Consider the following 20,976-nt stretch of genomic DNA (forward strand, 5'->3'; position numbering starts at 1 on the left):
CCTCCCCGCGCCGCGAGTCTCGCGCGGCGCGGTTCCGGGCGCAACGCCGGAGGGATGCGCGGTCAGGCCGGCGGCAGCGGCGCCGCCGGGCCGAAGGGCGTCGCGCGGAACGACAGCACCGTCGCCGGCTGCGCGTTCAGCGATATGCGGCAGTCGAACTGCCGGTCGGCGCGGCCGAGTTCGCGCGACGAGCAATTCGCCACCACCTCGGTCGCGCCGTAGCGGCCTTCGAGCAGCGTATTGCCATAGGTCACCAGGCTGCCGGTGATCGCCGGCTGCCCGTTCACGCGCACCACCAGGTCGTGGCGCGGCACCGTATTGCCCGCGACCGGCACGCGCGAGGTCTCCATCTCGCCGGAGACAACGAGCGGCTGCGTGACGGCGCCCCCATACGCCGCACCGGTGCCATAGGCCATGGGCGTGGTCGCCAGGACCGTCTGGTCGCCCGCGCGCGAGGTTCCGGGCGCGGTCTGCGCGCAGCCGACCAGCGCGAGCACGGACAGGGAAAGCGACAACAGCGGGAGCGTCTTCATGGCGGGTTCCTCGAATCTTTGCAGGTCCCGCCGTAACGCGCCGGCGCCCGAATGGTTCCCCTCGCCGGCGAGGATACGCGCCCGACGCGCCGCGCCCGCGCGACGCCGGAGGTGCCGCTGCGCGCTTCGGCTCGCGGCTACGCTGCGTGGCGCATGCCGTTCGCAGGCATCCTCGCCCGATCGGATGAGCGCACCCGATCGGGACCAGCGCTACGACAGCGCCGCGCGCACCCGCGCGATGAAGCCGTCCATCGCCGCCGGGTTGGTCCAGCGCAGCACCGCCACGATGCCCGAGGACGGATCGACCCAGGTGAGGTTGCCGCCCGCGCCGCTCGCGAAGAACGCATCGCGCGCCGCCGAGGGGAAGCGTGTGCCGTCCGCATTCAGCCACCACAGGAAGCCGTATTGCGCATTCAGTGGACAGGGCTGCACGGACAGGTCGAACCACGACGCCGGGACCAGTTGCGTGCCGCCCCAGGCGCCGCGGTTCAGCGCCAGCAGCCCGACCCGCGCCTGGTCCTCGGCATGGATTGAAACGCCGCCGCCCCAATGCGTGCCGCCCGGCACCGACTGCACGCGCCGGCCATCGGGCAGCGTGACCCATGACGTGCGGTAGCCGTCCCAGCGCCAATCGGTCGACGCGCCGATGGGACGCAGCACGCGATCGGAGAACACCTCGGGCAGCGGGCGGCCGAAGACACGCAGCATCGACAGCGACAGCCGGTTCACCCGCACGTCGTTGTATTCCCAATGCGTGCCGGCCGGCGCCAGCGCGCGTTGGCCCTTCTTGCCCTGCCCTTCGACGCCGAGGTTGCGGCCACGGTCGATCGCATCCGCCTTGCCGAACAGCGTGCCTTCCCACTCGGACGTATTGGTCAGCAGGTGCCGCCAGGTGATCGGCGCGTTCTGCGGGCTGTCGAAGCCGCCATCGTCGATGGTCTCGCGCACCGGGCGGTCGATGTCCGCGATCAGCCCGTCCGCCACCGCGATACCGGCCAGCATCGACAGATAGGATTTCGCCACCGAGAAGGTCTGGCTGACCTCCCGCGTGTCGCCCCAGCGCGCGACCAGCGTGCCGTGCCGGGTGATGAGCCCGCCCGGCGCGCCGCGCGGCCAGAGCACGCCCAGCACCTCGTTGTCCGGCGGCGGTTCGAATCCGCCGCGGCCGATATGGCCGGCCAGGTCGTAGGGCCAGGGCGTCTCGTGCGTGGCGGCATGCGCGACGGCTTCGGCGAGGCGCGCGGGATCGAGGCCGAGCGCGCCTGGCGCGGCCTCGGGCCAGGGGGCGGGATGGGCGGCGGGGAAGGTCATGGTCATGCGCGCGACGATGCGCGCAACGTGCGCGGGCTCCAAGGGGGCGCGCCGGCGATGCCGGGCTGGGTCGGTCGTCGGGGGTGATCCGATCCGATGGATTCACCTGCTCGGGTGAAGGTGTTCGCGACCACCCTCACCCGGAGACATTGCGGGGAGCCGATACGGCGCGACGGCACACCCCGCGCGCGGCCCGGTGCCGGACCGCGAGGACACGACGTCAGTGCGCGTCGTCGACGGGCGTGTTCAGCGCAGGGTCGTCGTGGCGCTGCCAGTAGAGGTCGTGGATGCGCCGCGTGATCGGCCCGGCGCGGCCATCGCCCACCGCGTGGCCCTCGTACCAGGTGACGGAATTGATGCCGCCGGCGGTGGTGCTGGTGAAGATCTCGTCAGCCGCGAGCACCTCCTCGGCGCGCACGGGACGGATCTCGCAGCGCAGCTGCAGGTCGGCGGCGATTTCCGTCACGGTGCGGCGCGTGATGCCCTCGAACATGCCGTGCGCGGGTGTGGCCAGCACGCCGTCCTTGACGATGAAGATGTTGAAGCCAGGGCCTTCGGTGATGGTGCCGTCGGCGGCAGGCAGGATCGCGACCGTGGCGTCGCGCTCATAGGCCTCGAACAGCCCCATCGTCAGGTCGAGCCAGTGGAAGTTCTTGATCCGCTGGTCGAGCGATTCCGACGGGATGCGCTGCGTCTTCGCCAGGATCATGCGGAAGCCCTCGGCCTGCTGGCGGGGTTCGGCGATGTTCATGAAGGGCTGCGCCCAGGCGTACAGACGGTTGCGGCACAGCCGCGGGTCGCGCGTGCCCGGCGGCGGCACGCCGCGCGAACAGACCACCATGATGAAGGCATCGCGCAGGCCGGCCCGGCGCACGCAGTCCTTCAGGATGCCGGCGATCTCCGCCCCGCTGTGCGGCAACGACATGTGCAGGCCGCGCATCGAGGCCTCGAACCGCGAGATGTGGTCATCGAGGCGGAAGATGCGGCCCTTCCACGCATGCAGCGCATCGTAGGTGACGTCCGACCGCACGAAGCCGCGGTCCACCACCGGGATCGCCGCCTCGGCCAGCGGGACAAAGCGGCCATCCATGTAGGCGACGCCCTTGATGGGGGCGAGTTCTTCCTCAGGCGTCATGCAGTGGCCTCCCGGGCCTCGACGCCGGCGCGCGCGATGCGCAGGCGGGGGGCGATGGTGACGATGCCGGCCCCGCCACCGATCATCGGCGGGGCGGGCGCGGCGATGGCGGCACGGTCGCCGCGTTGCGCGTGCAACGCAAGGCCGCGGGCGCGGCCATTGCGGCTTGCCGCACGGCCGGCGCGCACCCATGCTCAACCGGTGCGCATCGAGGTATCGCCATGACCACCGCCATCGCCGGCCGGATCGAAATCGTCTCCGACGCCATCTGCCCCTGGTGCTGGATCGGCAAGGCGCATCTCGACGGGGCGCTGGAACTGCTCGCCGCCGAGGGCCTGGCCTTCGGCCTGGGCTGGCTGCCCTTCCAGTTGAACCCGGACATGCCGGAGGGTGGGGTCGACCGCCGCGCCTACCGTACCGAGAAGTTCGGGTCGTGGGAGCGTTCGCAGCAGATGGACGCGCAGGTAGCCGATGCCGGGCGCGTCGCCGGGGTGGAGTTCCGGCACGACCGGATGGCGCGCACGCCCAACACGGTCGAGGCGCATCGCCTGATCCGCCTGGCCGGTGTGGATGGCGTGCAGCACGCCACCATGGACCGGGTGTTCCGCGCCTATTTCAACGAAGGCCAGGACATCGGCGACCGCGCCGTGCTCGGTGCGCTGGGGCGCGAGGCCGGCATGGCGGCGCCGACGCTCGAGGCCTTCGCGGCAGGCGATGCGGCGCGCGCCGAGGTGGTGGCGGAATCCCGCGCGCTCGCGCAGGCGGGAATCAACGGCGTACCGTCCGTGCTGCTCGACCGTCATTTGCTGTTCTCGGGCGCGATGCCGGCTGAACGCATGGCCGATGGCATCCGCCGCGCGGTGGCCATCCTGCGCGACCGGGCGGCCTGAGGGCCAAGCGACCGCAGGCGCGCCCCGGTCCGGGGCGCCGTACCGTCCCGTCAGGCGGCGATCAGGCCCCGCCCGCCCAGAGCGCGATCTCGGCTGCCGCCCAGGCGAGCACCAGGAATCCCGTGAAGTCCCGCAGCGCGCGCCGGGCGATGCGGGCTGGCGGCGCGGCCGGCACGAAGCGGACCACGACAGGGCGGGGCGGGATGATCAGCGAGGGGTCGATGGCGGTGCGCGGGCTCATGCGATGATAAGAACAAAACCAGAACATGAATGCAAGCCCCCTGAAACGCTTCCCGGCGCGGCCCGCATTGCACCGCCGCGGCCCCCTTCGCGCTTGTGCCGCGGGCCGCCCGGTGCCGAGAATGCGCCGACGCCCTCCGACCGGAGCAACGGCCAGATGCCCGATTCTCCCGACCATCCCCTGGCGCGACGCCTTCTCGTCGTGCGCCTGGCCGCTGCCGGCGGCGCCGCGGCGGTGCCCGGCGCTGGCTTCACGCAAGGCGTCAAGGGCGAGGGCGGCGGCAGCCCCGCACCTTCGCCCGGCCCCATTCCCACGCCCGGCCCCATCCCCGCGCCGCCCACGCCGCGCAACGCGCCCTCCGGCGTCTCCGACGCCGATCCGGGTGACCCGGCCGGCCAGGGCCGCGGCAGCGGTGCCGCGCCGAACCAGCGCCAGCAGCAGACCGGGTTGACCGACGCCGACCCGGGCGACCCACCCAATGCCGGCCGTGGCCCGCAGGGCGGCGGTCGCCAGCGCACCGGCGTGAACGATTCCGACCCCGGTGACCCGCCGGGTGGTGGACGCGGCGGCGGCACGGCCCGCCCGCGCACCGGTGTCTCGGATGCGGACCCGGGTGACCCGGCCGGTGGCGGGCGTGGCGGCGGCACGGCACAGCCGCGCACCGGCGTGTCCGACAGCGACCCCAGCGATCCACCCGGCGGCGGGCGCGGTGGCGGCACGGCACGGCCGCGCACCGGTGTGTCCGACAGCGACCCCGGCGATCCGCCGGGCGGCGGACGCGGTGGCGGCACCGCACGGCCGCGCACTGGCGTGTCCGATACCGACCCAGGCGATCCGCCGGGCGGCGGACGAGGCGGCGGTGGGGCACGGCCGCCCAGCGGGCCGACCGACACGGATCCGGGCGATCCGCCAGGTGGCGGGCGCGGCAGCCAGGGTCCGATCAAGACCTGAAGCGGATTCCCGCCTTCTGTCTCGTGGTTAGAGAATTTTCTCGGAAATTCGTCTCCTTTTAAAGACAGGCAGGCATCCTGGCGGTGTCCGGCGCATCCCCGCGCCGGCTCCGACCCGGAGCCCCTGCCCTGTCTGTCGTCACGCTGTCCTCCTCGGCGCCGAATGCCCTGGCGCTGTCGGCCTTCTCGACGCTCATCGGCGGTACCTTTACCGATGATGTGACCGTCACCGGCGCGCTGACGAATGCGCTGGTCGACCTGCTGGGCGGCGCCGACCAGCTCACCCTCGCGAACGCGGCCAACACGCTCACCGTCGCCGGTGTCGAGGTGCTGAACGGCGGCAATCTCGGCGACACTGTCAGCCTGGCCGCCCCAGTCGCGGGCATGACGGTCGCGCTGCGCAACGGCAGCGATTGGCTGAACCTCGCCGACGGCGGCAACCTGATCCGCCTCAGCGGCGTCGAGACGGTGATCGGTGGCACCGGTGCCGACGACATCACCTCGACGACACGCTTCGTCGGCTACGTCTCGCTCGGCGCCGGCGCCGACCGCTTCATCGTCACTGCGGGCGGCGGCAGCGTCCTGCTCGCCGCCCCCGACATCGAAACCATCCTTGGGGGGTCAGGTGACGACGCCGTCACCTTCACCGGCGCGGTCGCGGGCGCGTGGGTCGACCTTGGCAACGGCAGGGATGCCGTCACGCTGGCGACGGGCGCGAACCAGGTGACGCTGCGCCGGGTCGAGACCCTCGTGGCCGGCGCGGGCGACGACACCATCGTGCTCGACGGCAGCTATGCCAGCGCCTACGACCTCGGCCTCGGCGAGGACTGGCTGCGGCTCGGCGATGGCGGCGGCACGCTGTCCGTCACGGGCGCGGAGAACCTGATCGGCGGCGCCGGGGCGGACCTGGTCACGCTCGGCGAGCCGGTCACCGACCGGCTGGTGGCGCTGGGCGAGGGTGCCGACCGGCTCATCCTGACCGATGGCGGCAACCTGCTGCGCACGGCGGGGGTCGAGAGCGTCATCGGCGGGGCCGGCGACGACACCCTCACGCTGGTCGACCCGCTGGCCGGCGGTGGGCTGGTCGACCTCGGCGGCGGCGCCGACAGCCTGGTGCTGGCCGATGGCGGGAACATCCTTGTCGTGCGGGGCATCGAGACCCTCGCCGGCGGCACGGGTGCGGACCGCATCACGCTGGAGGGCGGCGGCGCGGTGCTGGTCACGGGGATCGAGACCCTGCTGGGCGGCGCGGCGGACGAGACGGTCACCACCACCACGCGGATGCTGGACGGGCTCATCGACCTCGGGGCCGGCCGCGACCGGCTCGTGCTGGCCGATGGCGGCAACACGCTGCGCGCTGCGGGGACCGAGACGCTGCTCGGCGGCACCGGGGCCGACATGGTCACGCTGTCGGGCGCCATCGTCGATGGCTGGATCGACCTCGGCGACGGCGCGGACCGGCTGACCATCCGCGGTGGCCCTGTCACCGCACGCCTGATCGACGTCGAGACCATCGAGGGCGGCGGCGGCGACGAGGACCTGACGCTGAGCGCGCCCATGGTCGGCACCATCGCGCTGCTGGGTGGGCAGGACCGGCTGCGCCTCGCCGATGGCGACAACACCCTCGCGCTGAGCGGCGTCGAGACGCTGACCGGCGGCGCGGGCGCCGATGTGATCACGCTGACGCGCAGCGTGGAGGGCATGGTGGTCGATCTCGGCGCCGGTTCGGACCGGCTGGCGCTCGGCCCGGGTGGCAGCCGCCTGTCCATCTCGGGGGTCGAGGTGCTGAGCGGCAGCGGCGGCCATGACGAGGTGACGGTGGTGGGGCGCGCCGCGGACATGCTGGTCAGCCTGGGCGCGGGGCGCGATCGCCTGGTGCTGGCTGCCACCAACGACGTCGTTCGCCTGGATGGCGTGGAATTGCTGCAGGCCGGCGGCGGTGACGACCAGGCCACGCTGCTGGCGCCGCTCACGGGCGGCGTGCTGCACATGGGCGGCGGCCAGGATTCGGTCCTTCTCGCCGATGGCCGCAACGTGGTGGTGATCGCGCTGGCGGAGACCATCCAGGGGGGGGCCGGCGACGACCTGGTCGCGGTCGGCAGCGCGATGACGGGGCTGATCGACCTCGGCGCCGGGACCGACACGTTGCTGTTCAGGCGCGGGGGCAATGCCGTCACGCTGTCCGGGGCCGAACTCGTGATCGGCAGCGATGGGAACGACACGATCGACCTGGCCGGCGGCGCGCTGGACATGGTGCTGCGCCTGGGCACCGGGGACGACCTGCTGCGGCTCGGCGCGGGGAACAACCGTGTCGTCGTCGCCGATGCCGAGCGCATCGTTGCACTCGATGGCGACGATACGGTGGTGCTCTCGCGCGTGGCGGCGGGGGCGGAGATCGACCTGGGCGGCGGGACCGACCGGATCGCGCTCGGCCCGGGGTCGAACGCGGTGCGCCTCAAGGGTGTCGAGGGTATTTCGGGCAGCCGCGGCAACGACCAGATTGTCCTCGAGAGTGCCGACGGGCCGGTGGTCGCCGCGCTAGGCGATGGCTTCGACGTGCTGACGCTGGGCGATGGCGGCTTCCGGGTGCTGGTGTCGCAGACCGAGCGGGTGCGCGGCGGCGCCGGCGCGGACCTCATCACCGTCGCACCCGGCGGCGGGCCGAGCGGGCTCGAGGGTGGGGCGGGCGACGACACGCTGACCGGCGCGGCGGGCAACGACACGCTGTTCGGCGGGGCCGGGGCGGACCGCCTGGTGGGCGGCGGCGGGGCAGACCTGTTCCTGTATACGGCGGTGTCGCAATCCTCGGCCGCGGCGCCCGACACCATCGTGAACTTCAACCCGCTGGAGGGCGATGTCTTCGGCTTCGCAGGCATCGGGTCGGGCGCGCCGTTCCGCTGGCGCGGCGCCTTCTCCTTCACCGGGGAGGGCGGCATGGAAGGTCGCTTCGACGAGGCGACGAAGCAGCTGCGCATCGACCTGGATGGCGACGGCGGCACGGACATGGCGTTCTGGTTGCCGGGCTTCCCGCCGGAGGGCTTCGACGGGAATTCGGTGCTCTGGGCGTGAAGGCGGGCGCCGGGGCTGGCGCGGCGCCCGCGCGCGATATCAAGGCGCTTGTGCCGAGCCGGCCGGGACGATGGCGGCTGTCACCGCGCGGGCAGCATGCTCCGCGCCACGATCATCCGCATGATCTCGTTGGTGCCTTCCAGGATGCGGTGGACGCGCAGGTCACGGACGATCTTCTCGATCCCGTAGTCGGCCAGGTAGCCATAGCCGCCCAGCAGCTGCAGCGCTTCGTCCGCCACGCGCGAACAGGTGTCGGTGACGAAGCGCTTGGCCATGGCGCAGAAGGCGGTGGCGTCGGGCGCGCCGGCATCGAGCTTGGCGCAGGCGCGCCATAGCAGCGATCGCGCGGCTTCCAGTTCGATGCGCATGTCGGCCAGGCGGAACTGGGTGTTCTGGAAGTCGCTGATCGCCTTGCCGAAGGCGCGCCGGCCCTTCACGTAGTCGAGCGCGATCGCCAGCGCGGCCTCGGCCCCGCCCAGCGAACAGGCGGCGATGTTGAGCCGCCCGCCATCGAGCCCGGCCATGGCGAAGCGAAACCCCTGCCCTTCCGCGCCCAGCAGGGCGGAGGCCGGCACGCGCGCATCCTCCAGGATCACCTGGCGCGTCGGCTGCGCATTCCAGCCCATCTTGCGTTCATTGGCACCGAAGGACAGGCCGGGCGTCTCCTTGTCGATCAGCATCGCGGAGATGCCGGATGGCCCCTCGCCCCCCGTGCGCACCATGGTGAGATAGAGGTCCGACACGCCAGCACCCGAGATGAACTGCTTGGTGCCGTTCAGCACGTAGCCCTCGTTGTCGCGCGCAGCGCGGGTGCGCAGCGCGGCCGCATCGCTGCCCGAACCCGGTTCGGTCAGGGCGTAGGAGGCGATCCGGTCCATGGCGATCAGCGCGGGCAGGTGTTCGGCGCGCTGCGCGTCGTTCCCGAAGCGGTCGATCATCCAGGCGACCATGTTGTGGATCGACAGGTAGGCCGAGACGGTCGGGCAGCCGGTTGCGAGGGCTTCGAACACCACGGCGGCGTCGAGGCGCGTGAGGCCCGCGCCGCCGGAGTCTTCGCGGACATACAGCGCGGCCATGCCAAGCGCGGCGGCCTGGCGCATTTCCTCCACCGGAAAATGCCGCTGTTCGTCCCAGCGCAACGCGTTGGGGGCGAGCACGTCGCGGGCGAAGTCGCGGGCGACGGACTGCAGGTCGCGCGTGGCTTCAGGCAGGTCGAAGATGGCGGTCATCGGCTTCCCCCGTTTCGGGCAGCATAGCGCGGGGCGCCGGCGAATCCTGCCCCTGCCGCATCATTGGCCCCCTGAGACGAGCGGCGCTTGCAGCGGCGCGCGGGACGGCAGGCAGGGACAGGTGAGCCGCCGCGCCCTTGGCCCGACCGCCGATGTGGCGACAGCCCGCATAGGGCGGCGGCGATGGTGAAGGGTGACAGCGCCGGTGCGTCGCCATGGCCCAGGCCGCGCGCTGGCGCCAGCGCCGCAACCGCCGCAAGCTGCGCGCAGCCGCGCCAGGACATCAGGCGGAAGACCGCGCCAGGGATGCGATGCGCGGCCCAAGGTGACGCGGCAAGACACGGAGGAAAGCCCCCATGAACTTCACCGGAAAGGCAGCGGTGGTCACCGGCGGCGGCAACGGGATCGGTCGGGCCGTATGCCTCGCCTTCGCCGCGCATGGCGCGAAGGTGCTGGTGGTGGACCGTGACGGCGACGCGGCGGTGGCGGTGGCTGCCGAGATCGGCGGCCAGGCGCTGGCCTGCGCGGCCGATGTGACCCGCGCGGACGATGTCGCGGCGTATGTCGCACGCGCGCTGGACGCTTTCGGCCGCATCGACTGCTTCCACAACAATGCCGGCATCGAGGGCCGCGTCGGCCCCATCGTCGACTATGCGGAGGCCGATTTCGACGCCGTGATGGCGGTGAACGTGAAGGGCGTCTTCCTCGGCCTGAAGCATGTGCTGCCGGTGATGATCCGCCAGGGCGCGGGCGCGGTGGTGAACACGGCGTCCACCGCCGGGCTGGTCGGCACGGCGAAGATGCCCGCCTATGTCGCGTCGAAGCACGCCGTGCTGGGGCTGACGAAATCGGCGGCGGGCGAGGTCGGGCCGCTCGGCATCCGCGTCAATGCCGTCTGCCCGGGGCCGATCGACACGCGCATGATCCGCGACCTGGAACGGCAGATCTCCCCCAACCGGCCCGAAAGCGTGGAGCAGGCCTATACCGCCGGCATCCCGCTGCGCCGCTACGGCACGGTCGAGGAAGTGGCGAATGTCGTGCTGTTCCTGTGCTCGGACCTGGCGGGCAACGTGACCGGCGCGCAATACGTGATCGATGGCGGACGCACCGCGGCGCCGGCGGGCGTGTCGCAGACGATGCAGGGCTGAGCGCGGCGCGTCATTCGGCCGCGATCGCCGGCACCTCGATCGCAGCGAGGCGCGCACGCGTCGCCGCCAGGTTGCGCGCCTTCACGTGCCCGAAGCCCTTCACGCCGGCCCAGGCCTCGGCCCAGTCGCAGGCTGCCGCGTGGGACGCCGGCAGGGTGGCGAGGAAGTGTTCGACACCCGCGCGGAATTCGCCGGGCAGCGCGCGTTCCATGCGCCGTTCCTCGGTACGGCCGAAGGGGTCAAGCGCGGTGCCGCGCAACGCCTTGCCGTGGCGCAGAAGCGACATCGCGCGCAGCATCCAGGGGCCGAAGGCGCGCTTGGCCGGCACACCGGTGACGGGATCGGTCTTGGCCAGGATCGGCGGCGCGAGGTTGAGTTCGACGCGCTGCGTACCGGTGAAGCTACGCGCCAGTGTAGCCTGCCAGGCCGGGTCGGCATGCAGGCGGGCGACCTCGTATTCGTCCTTGTAGGCCATCAGGCGGTGCAGCTGCGTCGCGACAGCGCGGGTCAGGCGTTCCTCGCCGGGCAGCGCGGCGGCTTCGGCTTCGCGCACCCGCGCGACGAAGCCGGCATAGTCGCGGGCGTAGCGCGCGGACTGGTAGGCGGTGAGGTCCGCGACGCGGCGCGCGATGAGCGCGTCCAGCGTCTCGGCCGCATCGGCCGGCGGCGCGAGGTCCTCCAGCGCCGCCGCGCGGCCGCGGGCGAAGGCTTCCTTGTTCAGCGCCACCTGCGCGCCGTTGAGTTCCAGCGCGCGGCCGATCGCCTCGCTGCTGAGTGGCACCAGCCCGCGCTGGTAGGCGATGCCGAGGAGGAAGACGTTCAGCATCACCGCATCGCCGAGTTCGGCCGTGACGCGCGAGGTGCCACCCAACGCCACCGTCTCGCGGCAGGCGCTGCGGATGCTCGCCAGCATCTCAGCCGCGCGATAGCGCGTGCCGGTATCCTTCACGAACTGTGCGGTGGGCGCGAGGTCCGCATTCACCACCGCGACGGTGCGCGCGGGACCGAGCAGCGGGCGTGCCGTGGTGCCATGCGCCACAACCATGTCGGCGGCAATCAGCAGGTCGGCAGACCCGGCGCCGATGCGCGCGCCGGCGATCGCATCGGGTGCTGCGCCCACCGCGCCGATCCGCAGCTGCGCATAGACGCCGCCGCCCTTCTGCGCGAGGCCGAGGAAATCCAGGCTGCGCACGGGCCGCCCTTCCAGATGCGCCGCCTGCGCGAGGATGGCCGCGAGCGAGGACACCCCCTGCCCGCCCACGCCCGCCATCAGCAGGTTCCACGGTTCCGCGCCGATCACCGGGCGCGTGGGTTCCGGCGGCTCGGCGCCGGCGGCGGCCACGACGTGCTCCGCCGGCTTCGCGCCGACCAGCGTGACGAAGGACGGGCAGAAGCCCTGCACGCAGGACAGGTCCTGGTTGCAGGCGGATTGGTCGATGGCGCGCTTGCGGCCGAAGGGGGTCTCGATGGGTTCCACCGCCAGGCAATTCGAGGCGCGCGAGCAATCGCCGCAATCCTCGCAGACCCGCGGGTTGATCATCACCCGGCGCTCGGCCTTGGGTGCCAGGTCGCGCTTGCGCTTGCGGCGGCGTTCCGTCGCGCATTCCTGGTCGTAGATGATGGCGGTGACGCCGGGGGTCTCGCGCAGTGAACGCTGCACCGCGTCCAGCTCCGAACGATGATGGAAGCCCGTGCCCGGCGGGATCAGCGGATTGCCGCGGTGGCGATCCTCGTCGTCGGCGACGATCTCGATGCGCTGCACGCCCTCGGCGCGGAGTGCGGCGGCGATGTGCGGGACGTCGATCTCGCCCTCGGGCGTCTGGCCGCCGGTCATGGCGACCGCGCCATTGACCAGGATCTTGAAGGTCATGTTGGCCTTGGCGGCCACCGCGAAACGCACGGTCAGGCTGCCGGAATGGCCCCAGGTGCCGTCGCCGATATTCGCGAAGACGTGCTTTTCGGAGGTGAACGGCGCCTGGCCGATCCAGGGCATGCCCTCGCCGCCCATCTGGGTGAACAGGTCGGAATTCCGGTCCATGTTCTTGGCCAGGTAGTGGCAGCCGATGCCCGCCAAAGCGCGCGAGCCCTCGGGGATTTTCGTCGAGGAATTGTGCGGGCAGCCCGGGCAGAAATACGGGTCGCGCGCATGCAGCGGCGCGGCCTGCGCGGCGGCCAGCGCATCGAGTTCCGCGATGCGGTCCAGCAGGCGGTTGGTGCGCAGGGCTTCGGGCAGGCGCACCGCCAGCGCGCGCAACATCTGCCCGGTGTCGAGCTCGGTCAGGTCGGACAGCAGCGGCCGGCCGTGCTCGTCCTTCTTGCCGGTCACGCGCGGGCGCTGGGCCGCATGGAACAGCGCGTCGCGCAGCTGCCATTCCAGCATGGGGCGGCGGTCCTCGATGACCAGCACTTCCTCCAGGCCATCGGCGAAGGCGCGCGCGGCCTCGGTGTCCATCGGCCAGGCCAGGCCGACCTTCCAGATTCGCAGCCCGGCGTCGCGCGCCATGGCGTCGGTGATGCCGGCCTCCTCCAGCGCCTGGCGGAACACCGCATAGGCCTTGCCGCGCACGGCGATGCCGAAGCGGGCGTTCAGGCTGTCCAGCACGATGCGGTCGAAGCCATTGGCGCGCGCGAAGGCCACGGCATGCGGCAGCTTGAAGTGGCGCAGCCGCGCCTCCTGCGCGATCGGCGTATCACGCAGCCGGATGTGCAGGCCATCGGGCGACGCATCGAGCCCGACGGGATTGCGCGTGGCATAGCGCGCGGGGTCGAGCAGCACCGTCATCGACGCATCCATCGTGTCGGCCACGCATTTCATGCCGGCCCACACGCCCGCGAAACGCGACAGCGCGATGGCCTTCAGGCCGAATTCCAGCACCTCGCCGACATCCGCGGGGTCGAGCACCGGGATCTCGGCATCCATGAAGGCGTACTCGCAGCCGGAGGTGATGGTCGAGGACTTGCTCGACGGATCGTCGCCCGCCAGCGCCAGCACGCCGCCGCGCGGCATGGTGCCCGCGCTGTTCGCGTGGCGCAGCACGTCGCCCGAACGGTCGATGCCCGGCCCCTTGCCGTACCAGATGGCAAACACGCCCTCGACCGTCGCGCCCGGCGTCAGGCCGACCTGCTGGGAGCCCCAGACGGCCGTGGCCGCAAGGTCCTCGTTGAGCCCCGGCTGAAACACCACGCCGTGCGCGCCCAGCCGCTTCTGCTGGCGCGCCAGTTCCCGGTCGAAGCCGCCCAGCGGCGACCCGCGATAGCCAGAGATGAACCCACCGGTCTTCCACCCCAGCGCGGCATCCATCTCCTGCCGCAGCAGCGGCAGGCGCACCAGCGCCTGGGTGCCGGTGAGCAGCACGGGGCCGCCCACGGCGTCCCAGCGTTCCTCGAGCGTCGCGTCGGGTCGGATGATGCTGCCCATGACGGTCATGTTGGGGGTCCCGGACCAGTCTGCCAATGGCAGGATGATGCGCCCGGTCAGGCAGCGGTTTTTTCCGATTCCTGTTGTGCGGCGCCGAACAGGCGGAACATCCTGCCGGGATGGACGCCATCGACCGCAAGATCCTCCGTGCCCTCGCTCGCAAAGCGCGGCTGACCAATGCCGAACTGGCGGAGGAGGTGGGGCTCTCGCCCTCCCCCTGCTGGACACGGGTGAAGCGGCTGGAGCAGGCCGGCGTGATCCAGGGCTACCACGCGGCTCTGGACCAGGCCGCGCTCGGCCTGCCCGACACGGTGTTCCTGGAGGTGATGATGGAACGCCACGACGACACGCACTTGGCGCGCTTCGAGGAAGCCGTGCTGGCGATTCCCGACGTGCTGGAATGCTGGCTGGTAACGGGCGAATACGACTACGTGCTGAAGGCGGCCGTCGGCGGCACGGCAGGCTACGAGGCGCTGCTGCGCGAGAAGATCTACCGCCTGCCTGGCGTGCGCCATACGCGCACCGCCTTCACGCTGCGCTGCCTGAAGCGGACGCTCTCCCCGGTGCCGTGATCAGTGACGCCTGGCCTCGCCGTAATGCACGCCGATGGTGCGGTAGGCGTTCAACACGCCGAACAGCACCAGGCCCCATGCGAAGATGGTGATGCCGGCATCCTTCGCCGCGGCAGCGAGGAACAGCCCCACCAGCGCCAGCAGGCCGTAGAAAATCAGGAAGAAGGCACGGGCACCGGTCATTTCGGGGTCTCCTTGCGAGGATCGTCGTCGAACAGGATGCGAGCGGCCGCACCCTCCAGGTCTTCGTATTGGCGCGACCGCAGCGCCCAGAGGAATCCAACCAGGCCGAGCAACCCCAGCACCAGCGAGACGGGGATCAAGTAGACCAGGATATCCATGCGTCAGTCTTTCCCCGCGCGCAGCGCGTTCAGCACCACGATGATTGACGACGACGCCATGACCACCGCCGCGACCAGCGGCGTGACGACGCCCGCCACCGCGAGCGGCACAGCCAGCACGTTGTAGCCCACCGAGAAGCCGATGTTCTGCCGCGCGACCGCCTGCGCGCGCCGGGCGATGCGTACCGTCGCCGGCAGCATCGCCAGGCCATCGCGCTGCAGCACCAGGTCGGCGGCGGTCTGCGCGAGGTCGGTCGCGCCGGCCGGGCTGGCCGAGACATGTGCGGCGGCCAGCGCCGCGGCATCGTTGATGCCATCGCCCACCATGAGCGGATGGCGGCCCTGCGCCATCAGCGCGGCGATGCGCGCCTGCTTCGCGACCGGGTCGGCGCCAGCGCGCCACTCGGCGATGCCCGCCTGCCAGGCGAGCGCCGCGACCGCGCCCTCGCCATCGCCCGAGAGCAGTTCCGCCGGCAGGCCGAGCGCGGCGAGCGACGCGACCGCCGCCGGCGCATCATCGCGCATGCGGTCGGCGAAGCGGAACAGCACGGGTGCGCGGTCGCCATCGCGGAAGGCCAGCGTCATGCCGTCGCTCGACGGCGGCAGGCCAACGAAGCCGGGCGAGCCAAGCCGCGCATCACCCGCTTCCAGACCCTGCCCGGCGACTTCGTGCACGCCCTCGGCCAGCGGCGCGTCGGGGCATGCGCGCGCCAGCGACTGCGCCAGCGGGTGGCGCGATGCCCGCGCCAGCCCCGCCGCGCGCGCCAGCACGGCGTCATCCTGGCCTTCCGGCAGCAGCACGGGGCGGCCTTCGGTCAGTGTGCCGGTCTTGTCCAGCACCGCATGGTCGGCGGTGGCCAGGCGTTCCAGCGCGGTCGCCGATGTCACCAGCACGCCACGGCGGAACAGCGCGCCGACCGCCACCACCTGCACCGCGGGCACCGCGAGGGCCAGCGCGCAGGGGCAGGTGATCAGCAGCACGCAGACGGCGTTGACCAGCGCGACCTGCCAGGGCGCGTCGAGCACGCCCCACCACAGCGCGAAGGTCGCTGCGGCCACCGCATGCACCACGGGCACATAAAGGCGCGAAGCACGGTCGGCGATGGCGACGAAGCGGCCCTTCGCCTGCTCGGCGCGTTCCAGGAGCCGCGCCATGGCGGCCAGCGAGCCGTCCTTGGCCGCCGCGCTGACCACCATGGTGAAGGCGGCGCCCATGTTGACCGCGCCGGCGGGCAGCGCATCGCCGGCGGCAAAGGCGCGCGGCACGCTCTCCCCGGTGGTGGCGGCGGCGTCGAGCAGCGTGGCGGCTTTGCTGCTGCCATCCAGGCGCAGCCGCTCGCCCGCCGCGACCAGCACGCGATCCCCGGCGGCGATGGCTTCGGCGGGCACGGCCTCGCTGCGGCCATTGGCCAGCAGGCGCGTGACCAGGCCTTCCTGCAGCGCCAGCAGTTCGGCCACCGATTGCCGCGCGCGCCGGCGCGCCGCGCGGTCGAAGACCCGCCCCGCCAGCAGCAGCGCCAGCAGCATGGTGGCGCCGTCGAACCAGGTGTAGGGGCCGTTGCGGATGGTCTCGGACAGCGACATCGCCGCGGTGGCGAGAACGCCCAGCGACACCGCCATGTCCATCGACGGCCGCCCCGCGCGCAGCGCCGCCCAGGCCGAGGCGTAGAACGGCATCCCCGCCACCAGCACCACCGGCAGGCCGATCATCGCCGCCAGCCAGTGCAGCCCGTGGCGCAGCGACGGCCCCATGTCCCCGCCGACCCAGACGGCCACCGAGATCAGCATGATGTTCATCGCGCCGAAGCCGGCGATGCCGAGCGCGCGGGCCAGGGCGCGGCCTTCCGCATCCTCGGTGGCGCGCAGGCAGGCAGGGGACCAGGGTGCCGCGCGGAAGCCGAGCCGCGCCAGCAGGCGCACGAGGTCGTTGGCGCGCCCCGCATCGCCCCGCCAGGTGACCGACAGTCGCCGCGTCGCGAGCGATGCGCGCGCCGAGAGCACGTCCGCTTCCAACGCCAGCGCTTGTTCGACCAACCAGACGCAGGCGCCGCAGGTCAGGCCCGACACCACCAGGTCGAGCCGCTGCACGCCATCGCGCTCCGCCGCCACGAAGGGCGCGAGGTCGAGCGCCAGCGCCGCTGTTTCGGGGCGCAGCGTGCCGGCCTCGGTCTCCTGCCGGCGGTAGAAGGCATCGAGGCCAAGGCCCGCCACCAGCCCATGCGCGCCCTCGCAGCCGCTGCAGCAGAAACGCACCTGGCCGGGCGCGAGCCGCGCGCCGCAATGCGCGCAGGCCGCGGCCGAGATCGCGTTGGGCACGACAGGACGGGTACGGCCGACCAGGCTCACGGGACGATCACCCGCGCGCGGATGTCGAAGGGTGTCTCGTTCGGGCCATACAGCGTCAGGCGCGCTTCCCACTGGCCGCGCTGCGGCGGGGATGCATCCGCCGCCCAGCGCCCGGAACCGCGGGGGGCGAAGGCGAGCGGGATCTCGACACCCTCGAGCGGGCGCAGGAGCACGCCCTCGATGCGACCCGGGACGGGGTGGCCCGCGCGGTCGGTTGCGGCGACGGACAGCGCGCCGCCGGCGAGCATAACCTCGGCGCGCCAGCCCAGCGCATCCTGCCGCGCCGCTTCGGCCAGCACCGTGTCGTAGCCGCGGCCGCGCTCATAGGCGCGCGGCACCGTCACACCGGTGAAGGTCGATACCGCGTAGTAGACCAGCACCAGGTTCACCGCGACGACCAGGGCCATGCCGCCGACGAAGACCCAGGGGATCCAGCGGCCGCGCCGCGGGTCGTGGGTGGTGGCGCTCATGGCCGTGGTCCCGCAAAGGTGGAGGAGGTGCTGGCGACCGCGCGACCGCCCGCATCGAGCAGACGGAAGGTGACCGGCGTCGATTCCGCGACGCGCTGCCCGCCCGGCACCGTCACCAGCACGCGGTACTGGGCGATACCGTCGGCGCGGCGCGCGAGCAGCGGGCGGCCCTGCGCATCCGCCTCGACATCCTGCACCACCATGCGGAAGCCCTGGGGGGCCTGCAGAACAAGGGCGAGCGGCGCTTCCTCGCGCGTCTTGTTCACGATCTTGACCGTATAGGCGTTGCGGATGCCGCCGTCTGACAGGCGCACGAACAGCGGCGCGCGATCGCGGATGACGGTGACATCCAGCGTCGATCGCAACAGGAAGGCGCCGAGCATGACCACCGAGACGGCCGTGAGCGCGCCGGCATACAGGATGGTGCGCGGGCGGATGAAGCGCGGCAGGTGGCGTGCCGCCATGCCGGCCTTCTGGCGCGCCGCGCCCGGCGCCATGCCGGCGGTGGCGGCAGCGCTCGCCGAGAGATTCTTCAGCGTCTCGAAGGCCACGAGGCCCTTCGGCCGGCCGAGCTTGCCCATGACGCTGTCGCAGGCATCCACGCACAGGCCGCAGCCGATGCATTCGAGCTGCTGCCCGTCGCGGATGTCGATGCCGGTCGGGCAGACATGCACGCAGGCGAAGCAGTCCACGCAGTCGCCGGTGGCGTCGTCACGCGGCTTGCCGCGCGGCTCCCCGCGCCAGTCGCGATAGGTCACGACGAGCGAATTCTCGTCCAGCATCGCCGCCTGGAAGCGCGGCCAGGGGCACATGTAGGTGCAGACCTGCTCGCGCGCCCAACCCGCCAGCAGGTAGGTGAAGCCGGCGAACAGCGCGAAGAAGAAATAGACCTGCGTGGAGGCCGCGCCGGTCAGGATCTCGCGCGTCACGGTCGGAGCGTCGTTGAAGTACATCACCCAGGCACCGCCGGTCGCCGCCGCGATCAGCACCCAGACCCCGTGCGTGAGCGACTTGCGTGTCCAGTAGTTCGCGTCGCGCGGCCCCTGGTCGAGCTTCATGCGCGCGTTGCGGTCGCCCTGGATCCAGCGCTCGACGAACATGAACAGGTCGGTCCAGACCGTCTGCGGGCAGGTGAAGCCGCACCACAGCCGGCCGAACAGCGAGGAGACAGCGAACAACGCGAAGGCGCCGAGGATCAGCGCGCCCGCGAGGAAGTAGATCTCCTGCGGCCACAGCTCGACCCAGAAGAAGAAGATGCGGGCGTTGAAGATGTCGACCAGGACCGCCTGGTCGGGCACGCCCTCCCCGCGGTCCCAGCGCAGCCACGGCACGACGTAATAGAGCGCGAGGCAGGCGATCAGCACCGCCCATTTCACCGAGCGGACCTTCCCGAAGACGCGCTTCGGATAGACCTTGGTGCGCGACGCATAGAGCGGCTGGTCGGCGGCCGGCGTGACGGCCGGCCGGTCGGCCTTCGCGCGCTGCGGTGCCTCGATGGTGCTCATGGCGGTGGCGCTATTCGCCCCCGCCCAAGGAGTGCACATAGACGGTCAGCATGTTGACGATGGCGGGATCGAGACGCCCCTGCCAGGCCGGCATGACGCCGGCGCGCGGGTTGCTGATCATCGCCACGATGTCTCGCTTGCTGCTGCCATAGAGCCAGACCTGGTCGGCCAGGCGCGGGGCGCCGACCTCGCGGTTGCCTTCGCCGCGATCGCCGTGGCAGGCGACGCATTGCTCGGCGTAGATCGCCGCACCGCGCGTCGCGGCCGCCTGGTCGGTGGCGCGGTTGGTCAGCGAGAGTACGTGCTCGGCCACGTCGTCGATCTGCGCACGCGTGAGCAGCCCGTCCGCGCCGAAGCGCGGCATGATGCTCTGGCGCTGGTCATCGCTTTCGTTCGCGCGGATGCCGTGGCGGATGGTGTGCTGGATGGCCTCCAGGCTGCCGCCCCAGATCCAGTCGTCATCCGCCAGAGAGGGGAAGCCGCCGACCGCGCCCTGGCCGCCCGCGCCGTGGCAGGATGCGCAGTTGTTTGCGAAGGCGCCGCGCCCGCCAGCGATGGCGAAGGCGCGCAGTTCGGGGTCGGCGATGATCTGCGCGGGCGTCGCTTCCCGCAGGCGCGCCATCATGGGTGCGTTGCGCGCCTGGGCGGCGGCGACATCGGCTACCACGGCCTCGCGCGCCACCCAGCCGGAGGTGCCCTTCCAGCCCGGCAGCGACGGGTAGATCACCATCCAGACCACGCCGAACGCGATGCAGGCATAGAAGGTGTAGAGCCACCACTTCGGCAGCGGGGTGTTCAGCTCGCGCAGCCCGTCCCACTCGTGGCCGGTGGTGTCGGTGCCGGTCAGGCTGTCCTTCTCGATCTTCGTCGGCATCCTCGGATGCTCCTCAGCGAGTGCCATGTGCGGGGGGATCGTCCCGCAGGGGAATATCGGCCTGGGATTCGAAGTGGCGCTTCTTCGACGGGCGCAGCACGAACCACAGCATCCCGAGGAAGAGGACGAAGAACCACACGACCCACAGGGCGCGCAGTGTCGGCAGATGGTCGATCAGCGTGTCCATGGCGCGCTCTCCTCAGGGCTGGCGCAGCTGCGCGGGTGTCACGTCGCGGAAGTCGACGAGCGTGCCGAGCATCTGCAGGTACGCGACCAGCGCATCCATCTCGGTGACCACGCCGGGGTTGCCGTCGAAGGGACCCTGGCGGGCACGGGCGTAGCGGCCCTGGAAGCCGGCGGGGTCGGCATCTGGCGTCGCCTGCGCACGCAGGTCGGCCGCCGCATTGGCGATCATGTCGTCGGTATAGGGCACGCCCGCCACGCGCAGCGCGCGCATCCGCGCCTGGACATCCGAGACATCGAGCGGCCGGTCCAGGAAGGCGTAGGGCGGCATGATCGACGCCGGCACCAGGTCGCGCGGGGAGCGCAGATGCGCTGCCTGCCAGTCATCCGAATACCGCCCGCCGACGCGCGCGAGATCCGGGCCGGTGCGCTTGCTGCCCCACTGGAAGGGGTGGTCGTACATGCTCTCGGCCGCCAGCGAGTAGTGGCCGTAGCGTTCCAGCTCGTCACGGAACGGGCGGATCATCTGGGAATGGCAGTTGTAGCAGCCTTCCCGGACATAGATGTCGCGCCCGCGCAGTTCGAGCGGCGTGTAGGGGCGCACCCCCGCCACGCGCTCGATCGTGGTCTCGACAGCGAACAGGGGCACGATCTGCACCAGCCCGCCGATCGAGATCGTGATCAGGGTGAGCACCGCCATCAGCACCACGTTGCGCTCGATGATGCCGTGGTCGCGAAGCCATCCGAACATCTGCGTGCTC

The 20,976-nt window shown here is 71.8% G+C and carries 20 protein-coding genes; 5 read left to right on the forward strand and 15 right to left on the reverse strand.

The genetic code is table 11. The features are described from left to right. Positions 1 to 62: 62 nt before the first annotated feature. The 4 genes from MWM08_RS15450 to MWM08_RS15465 all read right to left on the reverse strand — a co-directional run bounded on the left by MWM08_RS15450 (position 63) and on the right by MWM08_RS15465 (position 3,167). On the reverse strand, positions 63 to 533 hold the full coding sequence (locus MWM08_RS15450) for a hypothetical protein (RefSeq protein WP_244407396.1): 471 nt from the start codon (positions 531 to 533) through the stop codon (positions 63 to 65). A gap of 210 nt (positions 534 to 743) precedes the next feature. Beyond that, the gene (locus MWM08_RS15455; RefSeq protein ID WP_244407397.1) at positions 744 to 1,850 is read right to left on the reverse strand and encodes a serine hydrolase domain-containing protein; all 1,107 of its coding nucleotides are present in this window, start codon (positions 1,848 to 1,850) and stop codon (positions 744 to 746) included. 214 nt (positions 1,851 to 2,064) lie between these two features. Beyond that, entirely contained in the window at positions 2,065 to 2,979 is a 915-nt protein-coding gene (locus MWM08_RS15460; RefSeq protein ID WP_244407398.1) for an aminotransferase class IV, read from the reverse strand. Beyond that, the gene (locus MWM08_RS15465; protein ID WP_244407399.1) at positions 2,976 to 3,167 is read right to left on the reverse strand and encodes a hypothetical protein; all 192 of its coding nucleotides are present in this window, start codon (positions 3,165 to 3,167) and stop codon (positions 2,976 to 2,978) included. Before MWM08_RS15465 ends, MWM08_RS15460 begins: the two co-directional genes overlap by 4 nt. A 33-nt stretch (positions 3,168 to 3,200) precedes the next feature. Here MWM08_RS15465 and MWM08_RS15470 point away from each other — a divergent pair, with 33 nt between their 5' ends. Next, positions 3,201 to 3,869 (forward strand): DsbA family oxidoreductase, encoded by a 669-nt coding sequence (locus MWM08_RS15470; protein ID WP_244407400.1) that lies wholly within the window; start codon positions 3,201 to 3,203, stop codon positions 3,867 to 3,869. Positions 3,870 to 3,930: 61 nt separating this feature from the next. On the opposite strand, the gene MWM08_RS15475 is transcribed toward MWM08_RS15470, so the two are convergent. Then, positions 3,931 to 4,110 (reverse strand): hypothetical protein, encoded by a 180-nt coding sequence (locus MWM08_RS15475; RefSeq protein ID WP_244407401.1) that lies wholly within the window; start codon positions 4,108 to 4,110, stop codon positions 3,931 to 3,933. 156 nt (positions 4,111 to 4,266) lie between these two features. Here MWM08_RS15475 and MWM08_RS15480 point away from each other — a divergent pair, with 156 nt between their 5' ends. After that, the gene (locus MWM08_RS15480; RefSeq protein ID WP_244407402.1) at positions 4,267 to 5,061 is read left to right on the forward strand and encodes a hypothetical protein; all 795 of its coding nucleotides are present in this window, start codon (positions 4,267 to 4,269) and stop codon (positions 5,059 to 5,061) included. A gap of 83 nt (positions 5,062 to 5,144) precedes the next feature. Beyond that, positions 5,145 to 8,129 carry a beta strand repeat-containing protein gene (locus tag MWM08_RS26435; RefSeq protein WP_279323204.1) on the forward strand — a complete coding sequence of 995 codons (2,985 nt, stop codon included), beginning with the start codon at positions 5,145 to 5,147 and terminating at the stop codon, positions 8,127 to 8,129. Positions 8,130 to 8,209: 80 nt separating this feature from the next. Here the strand turns inward: MWM08_RS26435 and MWM08_RS15490 are convergent, their stop codons facing one another. After that, on the reverse strand, positions 8,210 to 9,358 hold the full coding sequence (locus MWM08_RS15490) for an acyl-CoA dehydrogenase family protein (protein WP_244407403.1): 1,149 nt from the start codon (positions 9,356 to 9,358) through the stop codon (positions 8,210 to 8,212). Between the two features lie 356 nt (positions 9,359 to 9,714). On the opposite strand from MWM08_RS15490, the gene MWM08_RS15495 reads away from it, so the two are divergent. Beyond that, the gene (locus MWM08_RS15495) at positions 9,715 to 10,506 is read left to right on the forward strand and encodes an SDR family NAD(P)-dependent oxidoreductase (RefSeq protein ID WP_244407404.1); all 792 of its coding nucleotides are present in this window, start codon (positions 9,715 to 9,717) and stop codon (positions 10,504 to 10,506) included. A gap of 10 nt (positions 10,507 to 10,516) precedes the next feature. Here MWM08_RS15495 and MWM08_RS15500 read toward each other — a convergent pair whose 3' ends face one another. Beyond that, positions 10,517 to 13,924: an indolepyruvate ferredoxin oxidoreductase family protein gene (locus tag MWM08_RS15500; protein ID WP_244407405.1), complete on the reverse strand. Its 3,408-nt coding sequence runs from the start codon at positions 13,922 to 13,924 to the stop codon at positions 10,517 to 10,519. Between the two features lie 119 nt (positions 13,925 to 14,043). On the opposite strand from MWM08_RS15500, the gene MWM08_RS15505 reads away from it, so the two are divergent. Further along, positions 14,044 to 14,496 (forward strand): Lrp/AsnC family transcriptional regulator, encoded by a 453-nt coding sequence (locus MWM08_RS15505; protein ID WP_244407406.1) that lies wholly within the window; start codon positions 14,044 to 14,046, stop codon positions 14,494 to 14,496. Here the strand turns inward: MWM08_RS15505 and MWM08_RS15510 are convergent, their stop codons facing one another. From MWM08_RS15510 to ccoO, 8 genes are read right to left on the reverse strand one after another with little or no spacing between them, the layout of a single operon-like run. Further along, positions 14,497 to 14,679 carry a hypothetical protein gene (locus MWM08_RS15510; RefSeq protein ID WP_244407407.1) on the reverse strand — a complete coding sequence of 61 codons (183 nt, stop codon included), beginning with the start codon at positions 14,677 to 14,679 and terminating at the stop codon, positions 14,497 to 14,499. Beyond that, positions 14,676 to 14,837, reverse strand: coding sequence for a cbb3-type cytochrome oxidase assembly protein CcoS (gene ccoS, locus MWM08_RS15515; protein ID WP_244407408.1), 162 nt, complete (start codon positions 14,835 to 14,837; stop codon positions 14,676 to 14,678). Before ccoS ends, MWM08_RS15510 begins: the two co-directional genes overlap by 4 nt. Positions 14,838 to 14,840: 3 nt before the next feature. Beyond that, on the reverse strand, positions 14,841 to 17,183 hold the full coding sequence (locus MWM08_RS15520; RefSeq protein WP_244407409.1) for a heavy metal translocating P-type ATPase: 2,343 nt from the start codon (positions 17,181 to 17,183) through the stop codon (positions 14,841 to 14,843). Then, on the reverse strand, positions 17,180 to 17,653 hold the full coding sequence (locus MWM08_RS15525; protein ID WP_244407410.1) for a FixH family protein: 474 nt from the start codon (positions 17,651 to 17,653) through the stop codon (positions 17,180 to 17,182). The genes MWM08_RS15520 and MWM08_RS15525 overlap by 4 nt, the downstream gene beginning before the upstream one ends. Beyond that, on the reverse strand, positions 17,650 to 19,158 hold the full coding sequence (gene ccoG / locus MWM08_RS15530) for a cytochrome c oxidase accessory protein CcoG (RefSeq protein WP_244407411.1): 1,509 nt from the start codon (positions 19,156 to 19,158) through the stop codon (positions 17,650 to 17,652). Before ccoG ends, MWM08_RS15525 begins: the two co-directional genes overlap by 4 nt. Before the next feature lie 10 nt (positions 19,159 to 19,168). After that, positions 19,169 to 20,032: a cytochrome-c oxidase, cbb3-type subunit III gene (ccoP, locus tag MWM08_RS15535; RefSeq protein WP_244407412.1), complete on the reverse strand. Its 864-nt coding sequence runs from the start codon at positions 20,030 to 20,032 to the stop codon at positions 19,169 to 19,171. A 13-nt stretch (positions 20,033 to 20,045) separates the two neighbouring features. Beyond that, positions 20,046 to 20,219: a cbb3-type cytochrome oxidase subunit 3 gene (locus MWM08_RS15540; RefSeq protein WP_244407413.1), complete on the reverse strand. Its 174-nt coding sequence runs from the start codon at positions 20,217 to 20,219 to the stop codon at positions 20,046 to 20,048. 12 nt (positions 20,220 to 20,231) lie between these two features. Next, positions 20,232 to 20,966, reverse strand: coding sequence for a cytochrome-c oxidase, cbb3-type subunit II (gene ccoO / locus MWM08_RS15545; RefSeq protein WP_244407414.1), 735 nt, complete (start codon positions 20,964 to 20,966; stop codon positions 20,232 to 20,234). Positions 20,967 to 20,976 lie beyond the last annotated feature (10 nt).

The sequence above is a fragment of the Roseomonas fluvialis genome (assembly GCF_022846615.1).
GTDB classification, from domain to species: Bacteria; Pseudomonadota; Alphaproteobacteria; order Acetobacterales; family Acetobacteraceae; genus Neoroseomonas; species Neoroseomonas fluvialis.